We start from the raw sequence: 6,559 nt of genomic DNA, 5'->3' as shown, positions 1-6,559 counted from the left end.
AGAGCGCCCCGACCTGCTGACTTCCGTGAACGCCCTCCGCAAAAGACTCCACGGCCTCAGCCGTGCCCACGAGGGCCGTCGGGTGTAGATCCACGGCAGAAGCAGCAGTTCCAGACCAGAGCGTTGCATGGTTCTTTCCCGCAGAGTTCTTGACAATTCCCACTTGATGCACTCCATCCGTATCAAACGCCTGCGAGCTGAGGGCTCCGTTGCCGGTATCCAGATCAACAAATGAGGCCGCCGTTCCTTGCCACAGCGCAGCATGGGAGTTGAAAGTGCCGACCTGCTGAGTGCCTCCCATTCCTAAGATCTCGGAGAAAGTGCCTGCACCAGGATGAAGATCGAGTGCCGATGCGGCGCTGCCCGACCAGAGCATTGCGTGGGTCACCGAGTTTACTGCCGATCCCCCCTGTTTATCGCCGCTACTTGCATTGGCGCGGGAGCTGGTCTTGCCTGCGGGATGTAGATCCACGACAGCTCCTGTCGCCCCGTTCCAGAGGGTCGCATGCTCCCCCATGATCCCGCTACCGAAGCTCTTGCCGACCTGCTGCGCTCCTGCGCCACCACGGGCCTCACCGGAAGAAAGGCCTCCCGAGGCGGGCAGAACAGAAAACGTGTAGGTGGTACTTGGTGCCGGAGTCGGGGTAGGGCTTGGCGTTGCACTAGGGTTGGGAGTCGGTGAAGCAGTGGGATTTGGTGTGGGACCAGACTGAGAACCACTGCATCCAAGAGCGGTGAGGCTAATCAGCCCCGCACCACTGAGTGCGAAAAATCGTCGCCGTGTGGCCTGTGACGTGTTTTTGAGTTGCATAAAACTACCTCCACCTTGCATTCTACCTGCCGACCGTCATCGTAGCGTTACTCAAGCATCATCCCGAATAATTTTCTCCCCCTTTCCGTCGCAGAGCGGGCGAAACTTTCGGGCAACTTCGCCCGCTTCGCAGGTTGGTTACGGGCGGGCGACGACCAGCAGTAGGCAGGTGCAGAGCAGAGAGAGAGAGAAGGCGACCGGCAGTGAGAGTGCGGCAAGACCGGTCAGGACACTGGTGGCGGGCGCTTCTCCGCGCCGTCGCCCCTTGACCACGAGAGCCAGCATCCCTGCGGCAAGGGGGAAGAGAAGTAAGACACCACTAAGCCCCCCCTCCAGTCGGCTTCCCCCGATGAGCTGTGCCGCCCCTGCACCCCACCACGCCGCACTTCCCACCAGCAAGAGCAGAAGTGCGGCTTGTACGGAGACACGAGGACTCTTGCCCGCCCAGAGCGACGGGCGGCTGAGAACCACTCCAGCCACCCCCCCACAGAGTGTCGTGCCTACCAGGGCGACAAGTGCCCAGGTCGCCAGGAGGAGGAGCGAGCCTGAGGTGACACTACCCGCCACTGCCAGATGCGGAGCGGGCTGCCAAAGGGCAGCGGCGACGATCCCCTGAAGCAGTGCCCGGAGCAGCCAGCCCGTCTGTGGCAGAACCGTGAGTCCCACCAGCAAGCCACCTGCCAGCCCCAGTCCTAGTTTGCGTGTCTGTGTCACATCTTAGAATTTGGCAGGGGGCGATTTCCACACAACCGTTAAAATACCAGTTCTATTAAGATACTCGCAGTACTAACATTAAACATTTAATCTCTATAATTCAAAAGTTCAGCATTCATTTTAGTTTAAAACCTTCAGTTCTACAAAACAGGCATTTTTTGTAGAACTGAAGGTTTTTAAATCAAGAAGATTCGCGACAACTCCCGCTGCCCTGTTAATGCGGAGCTCCGAGAACTTCAGCCCCAATACACCCTACGAATCACACGGCTGTAATTTGGTTCGCTGGTTGAAATCGGCGGCTAATCCGTCGGCGCTTAGTCGGTGACGGCTCCGACGCTGGCGGTGGAGACGAGCTTGGCGTATTTCGCCAAGACGCCGCGGGTGTAGCGCGGGGCGGGTGGCTGCCAGGCGGCGCGGCGCTTCTCTAGCTCGGCATCGTCCACATTCAGCGTGAGGGAGAGCGTAGTGGCATCGATGGTGATGCTATCGCCCTCTTCTACCAGGGCAATGGTTCCGCCAACGGCGGCTTCCGGGGCGACATGGCCGACAACGAGGCCGTAGGTGCCACCGCTAAATCTGCCGTCGGTGATCAGCCCGACGGAGTCACCGAGGCCCGCGCCGATAATCGCTGAGGTCGGGGCCAGCATCTCGCGCATGCCGGGGCCGCCCTTGGGGCCTTCGTAGCGGATCACCAGCACATCGCCCGGGTTGATCTTCCCGCCCAAAATCGCCGCTTGGGTCTCTTCCTCGCTCTCAAACACGCGCGCCGGGCCGGTGATCTTGGGGGACTTGACGCCGGTAATTTTTGCGACGCAGCCCTCGGGGGAGAGATTGCCGTGCAGGATGGCGAGGTGGCCCTGGGCGTAGATCGGCTTGTCTATCGTGCGGATGATGTCCTGATTCGCAGACGGTGCATCGGGGATATGAGCGAGGCTCTCGGCGATGGTCTGGCCGGTGATCGTGAGGCACTCGCCGTGGAGCAGGCCCGCGTTGAGAAGGAGCTTCATCACCTGGGGCACACCACCGACATGGTGGAAGTCATTGGCTAAATACTTGCCCGACGGCTTGAGGTCGCACAGAACAGGGATGCGCTGGCGGATCTCCTCGAAGTCATCGATAGTCAGCGGCACCTCGGCGGCGTGGGCAATCGCCAGCAGGTGCAGGACGGCGTTGGTCGAGCCGCCCGTGGCCATCACCACCGCAATCGCGTTCTCAAATGCCTTGCGGGTCATGATCTGGCGCGGGAGAAGCTGTTTTTTAATGGCTTCCACCAGCACGCGGCCACTCTCAGCGGCGCTGTCGGCCTTCTCAGGGTCTATCGCGGCCATCGTGGAGCTGTGCGGCAGGCTCATGCCCATCGCCTCGATCGCGCTACTCATGGTGTTGGCGGTGTACATCCCGCCGCACGAGCCTGCGCCGGGGATGGCGTTACACTCAATCCCCCGCAGCTCTTCGTCGTCCATCTTGTCGGCAGAGTGCGCACCCACGGCCTCGAAGACGCTGACAATATTCAGATCGCGGCCACGGTACTTTCCCGCCTTGATCGTCCCGCCGTAGACAAAGATCGCTGGGATATTCATCCGCGCAATCCCGATCATCGCGCCGGGCATGTTCTTGTCGCAGCCGCCAATGGTCAGCACCGCGTCCATGCTTTGCGCCATCACGGCGGTCTCGATACTATCGGCGATCACCTCGCGGCTGACGAGGCTGTACTTCATGCCCTCCGTCCCCATCGAGATGCCATCGGAAACCGTGATCGTCCCAAAGGTCTGCGGCATTCCCCCAGCCTCACGAATCGCCGCCTCAGCACGTTCGGCGAGCGGACGAATCCCCATGTTACAGGGCGTGATGGTCGAGTGGGCGCTGGCGATCCCGACAATGGGCTTCTGGAAATCCCCATCGCCAAACCCAACGGCACGGAGCATGGAGCGGTTCGGGGCGCGCTGCACCCCCTCAGTGATAATGCGACTACGCGAGTTCAAAGGCACGGTATAAAAAATCCTCCGAGCTCATTCTATCGCGGGAGAAGCCCTCTTAGACCCAAATCTCTGCCGTTGGGGAAAGGAAAACGGCATCCCGCAGGTCATCCGCCCACCGAAACTTACGTGACTGTTTCGAGCCCTCATGAATGAACCGTCGCTCTGGCGTATCGTCGATCTCCAAGACAGCTCCGTTGGAAAAGCAAATCGTGAGGCTGTGCTTCTGAATCTCCAGCATCGTAATCGTAGCCCCAAGCAGATATGGCATCAGCCCGTTTTCTTGTTTGTGAATCCATGGCGTGTCGCGGCCATTCCTTTCATAGTAGCTATCACGTACAAGTCGGCCATCCACAAGTATCCAGTCGGAAGCCCCCCAGATAGAAATGACGAGCCACTCCTCGCCAAGACGCAGACCAAAGAAACCTGGCCCGCCCATTCCATAGGTTCCTACAATCGTCGTGACCTCATCCACAGGCCTATCTAGGAGGGCTTTGAAGTCAAGCGGAGTGGGTTTAAACGGCATCAAAACGCCGCTTGGCCCCAGCTTTTGTTCCTCAAGAGGTATAGGCTGTTCGGGGTCAGGAATCTGAAATTTATAGCGAACCGAGGAGTTTCTTCGGGCATATCTCAAAAACCAAAAACGGAAATCCTGAAAGTGCGTTTTCATTTCAACAACATTTTACTTCCCATGAATAACGGCTAAGTGATAGCACTCAGATATAGTGGTAAAATCACTTTATGCCTAGTACACGTGCTATTGTCACCTATCGCCCTGATACAGATGAGGAGCGGCTGATCGCACTTCTGAGCCGCAAGACAGGGCTGAATAAGTCACGCCTGCTCGGGCTGGCACTACGACAGATGGCGGAGCGGGAAGGGGTTGCAGACACGCAGCGCGTACGTTTAAGCGTTCAGGAGCAAGCCCGACTCGATGCACTAAACGACGAGCTGCCGCGCACCTTCTGGAAGCGCTACCGAGCTCTCGCAACAAAACTTGAAGACGAAACGCTCACTGAAGATGAGCGACAGGAGTTTCTGACACTTACCCAACAAAGCGAAGGCTGGAATGTTCGGCGGCTAGAGCTACTGGAAGAGCTGGCGCAAAAACGAGGGTTGCACTTCCCTGAGCTGATGAAAGCCCTAGAAATCCGGCACCATCCCTATGCCTGAAGCGCGCAAGCAACCTGCAATCCGTCAAGCGGTTCGCGAGCGGGCAAAAGGATGCTGTGAATACTGCCTCAGTCCCGATGACTGCTCCCCGGCTCCCTTGGAGCGGTTACACTTGAATCGTCCTGAGTTGCTTGTGCTTAGGAGTTTACTCAGCTTTGCGCAGCGACATCCTCCCACCTGAGATTCCGCTACAGTTGGCAAGGCACCAACAAAAAATACGGGCTTTTGGTGACAGTCTGGCACGAGGCTTGCATGTATTGTTTTTTCTGAATGTTTGAATCATTTCATGATCTACTTATCCGTCCTCTCACGAGAGCGGATAAAGGACTCCTGCCCGAGGCTTTTTATCAGTCGCTCTATGTCTCCCCGCAGGAGACTCCTCTCTCCCGTGACCTGCTCTCACTACCTGAGTTTGCCCGCTATACCGAGCGGTGGGGAGAGCGACGGGGCGATATGGGAAGTGTGGCCCTCCTGAAAAATAGGTACCCAATGGGCGTGGCCTGGCTCCGGCTCTTCCCTAAAGAGGCTCCTGGCTATGGCTTTGTGGATGAGCACACCCCCGAGCTTTCGATCTCCGTGCATCCCGAGTGGCGAAGCTGTGGCATTGGGACAAAGCTCCTAGAGATCACCCTAGAGCAGGCTCGTGGGCATTTCCCTGCGATTAGCCTCAGCGTCACCCCAGGGAATCCTGCCCAGCAGCTCTACATGCGTCTGGGTTTCACAGTGGTTCGCACCAATATCAATGACATCATCATGCGCCGCGTGCTTTAGGTTCGTCCTCGGTTGTGGTTTAGCTCCGTAATTCGGGCCACGCAGGCCCTGTCGTCGTCGTTTTTGACAAAGGGCTCGATATCCCACAGATCTGCGGTGACGCGCATCATGCCCTCTAGGCTCTGGCCGTAGCGCAGGCACGCCTCTAAACTCTGAAGCTTTGGAGGAGCGTAGTGGCCCTGCTCGGCGAGGGCTTCGAGTGCGCCATTGCCCGCGCGCGTGGGAAGAAGCGCTGCAAATGTCGCGCCGCACGCATGGGCCACGTCCAGCGAGCGACAGCCCCATTCCACGCCCTCTTCCTCGGTGAGAAACGGGGGGCGGACGAGTAGAAACACCCGGAGCGCGATCTGATTCTGGGCAAGAAAGGCAGCGGCGTGGCGGAAATCGTCTACCGTCATGCGCTTGTTGAGTTTTTCGAGAGCCACTTCCTGAACGGTCTCCAGCCCAATCGCCACTTCGAGCGCTGCGGGTGCGATGGCATCCCGAAACGCTAGCACCCGCTCCGCAAGCTTGCCTTTGAGAAAGGCCGTGTGGCTCTCCACAATCACCCGATCAAAGTGTCGCGCTTTGTCGGCGATGGCTGCGTAGTCCTCGACGGGAACTTGTCCCGGGTCGAAAAAACTCCCCGCGTTGTAGAGTTTGAGTGCGACCCTCCTCCCAGGGTTGGGAGGAGAGCTGGGGAGGAGGGTACTCACTTGTGCCGCAATCGCGCCGCTCTCGGTGGTCGTGTCGAGCGTGTCTTGCCAGAGGTCGCACATCAGGCAGCGGAAGGCGCACTCCCGGTTGGTGAGCAGCAACGTGTGACAGCGCCAGAGCGTACCATCGGGGCCGGGCTCGTCTTCGACAAAGCTGCCGTAAGGTTGTCGGGGGGGATGGTTGTTTTTAGGGCCACGTCGCGCCAGAATCCAGCGGGTGCGCTCAGTGGGAGAGTCGGGGTAGAGCGGAAGAGAGAGCATCGCTTGGTATAACTCCAGTCATGGGTTGAAGCTCCCGGAGTAGAATAGGTTGTCCAAACAAACCTACCCCAGGAGTTTCACCATGAGTATAAGCCATAGCAGCACAAGCGGCGATGCCGTCACCATCGAGATTCAGATGACACAAGTCTTTTGTCTGG

Annotated in this window: 7 protein-coding genes; 2 read left to right on the top strand and 5 right to left on the bottom strand. The window is 58.5% G+C overall.

Annotated elements, in window-relative coordinates:
- The 4 genes from AC1XOS_RS18250 to AC1XOS_RS18235 all read right to left on the bottom strand — a co-directional run.
- A partial coding sequence (locus AC1XOS_RS18250) for a hypothetical protein (RefSeq protein ID WP_481963647.1) occupies positions 1–811 on the bottom strand: 811 nt, incomplete at its 3' end.
- Between the two features lie 138 nt (positions 812–949).
- Positions 950–1,525, bottom strand: a complete 576-nt coding sequence (locus AC1XOS_RS18245) for a hypothetical protein (RefSeq protein WP_481963646.1) — start codon at positions 1,523–1,525, stop codon at positions 950–952.
- Positions 1,526–1,839: 314 nt separating this feature from the next.
- On the bottom strand, positions 1,840–3,513 hold the full coding sequence (ilvD, locus tag AC1XOS_RS18240) for a dihydroxy-acid dehydratase (protein WP_481963645.1): 1,674 nt from the start codon (positions 3,511–3,513) through the stop codon (positions 1,840–1,842).
- Positions 3,514–3,559: 46 nt separating this feature from the next.
- The gene (locus tag AC1XOS_RS18235) at positions 3,560–4,171 is read right to left on the bottom strand and encodes a hypothetical protein (RefSeq protein WP_481963644.1); all 612 of its coding nucleotides are present in this window, start codon (positions 4,169–4,171) and stop codon (positions 3,560–3,562) included.
- A gap of 71 nt (positions 4,172–4,242) precedes the next feature.
- On the opposite strand from AC1XOS_RS18235, the gene AC1XOS_RS18230 reads away from it, so the two are divergent.
- On the top strand, positions 4,243–4,674 hold the full coding sequence (locus AC1XOS_RS18230) for a hypothetical protein (RefSeq protein WP_481963643.1): 432 nt from the start codon (positions 4,243–4,245) through the stop codon (positions 4,672–4,674).
- Positions 4,675–4,944: 270 nt separating this feature from the next.
- Positions 4,945–5,445: an N-acetyltransferase family protein gene (locus tag AC1XOS_RS18225; RefSeq protein WP_481963642.1), complete on the top strand. Its 501-nt coding sequence runs from the start codon at positions 4,945–4,947 to the stop codon at positions 5,443–5,445.
- Here the strand turns inward: AC1XOS_RS18225 and AC1XOS_RS18220 are convergent.
- A complete protein-coding gene (locus AC1XOS_RS18220; protein ID WP_481963641.1) occupies positions 5,442–6,401 on the bottom strand; it encodes a radical SAM protein in 960 nt (319 codons plus the stop codon). The two genes, AC1XOS_RS18225 and AC1XOS_RS18220, sit on opposite strands and share 4 nt — an antisense overlap.
- Positions 6,402–6,559 lie beyond the last annotated feature (158 nt).

It is taken from the genome of Armatimonas sp. (assembly GCF_964826245.1).
The sequence above is the reverse complement of the archived record's forward strand: the minus strand, read 5'-3'. Positions and strand labels throughout refer to the sequence as shown.

Bases quoted from the DNA above. Each gene is read 5' to 3' on its own strand.
- AC1XOS_RS18230 (WP_481963643.1), top strand. From the start codon at position 4,243: ATGCCTAGTACACGTGCTATTGTCACCTATCGCCCTGATACAGATGAG.
- AC1XOS_RS18235 (WP_481963644.1), bottom strand. From the start codon at position 4,171: ATGAAAACGCACTTTCAGGATTTCCGTTTTTGGTTTTTGAGATATGCC.
- AC1XOS_RS18220 (WP_481963641.1), bottom strand. From the start codon at position 6,401: ATGCTCTCTCTTCCGCTCTACCCCGACTCTCCCACTGAGCGCACCCGC.
- AC1XOS_RS18225 (WP_481963642.1), top strand. From the start codon at position 4,945: ATGTTTGAATCATTTCATGATCTACTTATCCGTCCTCTCACGAGAGCG.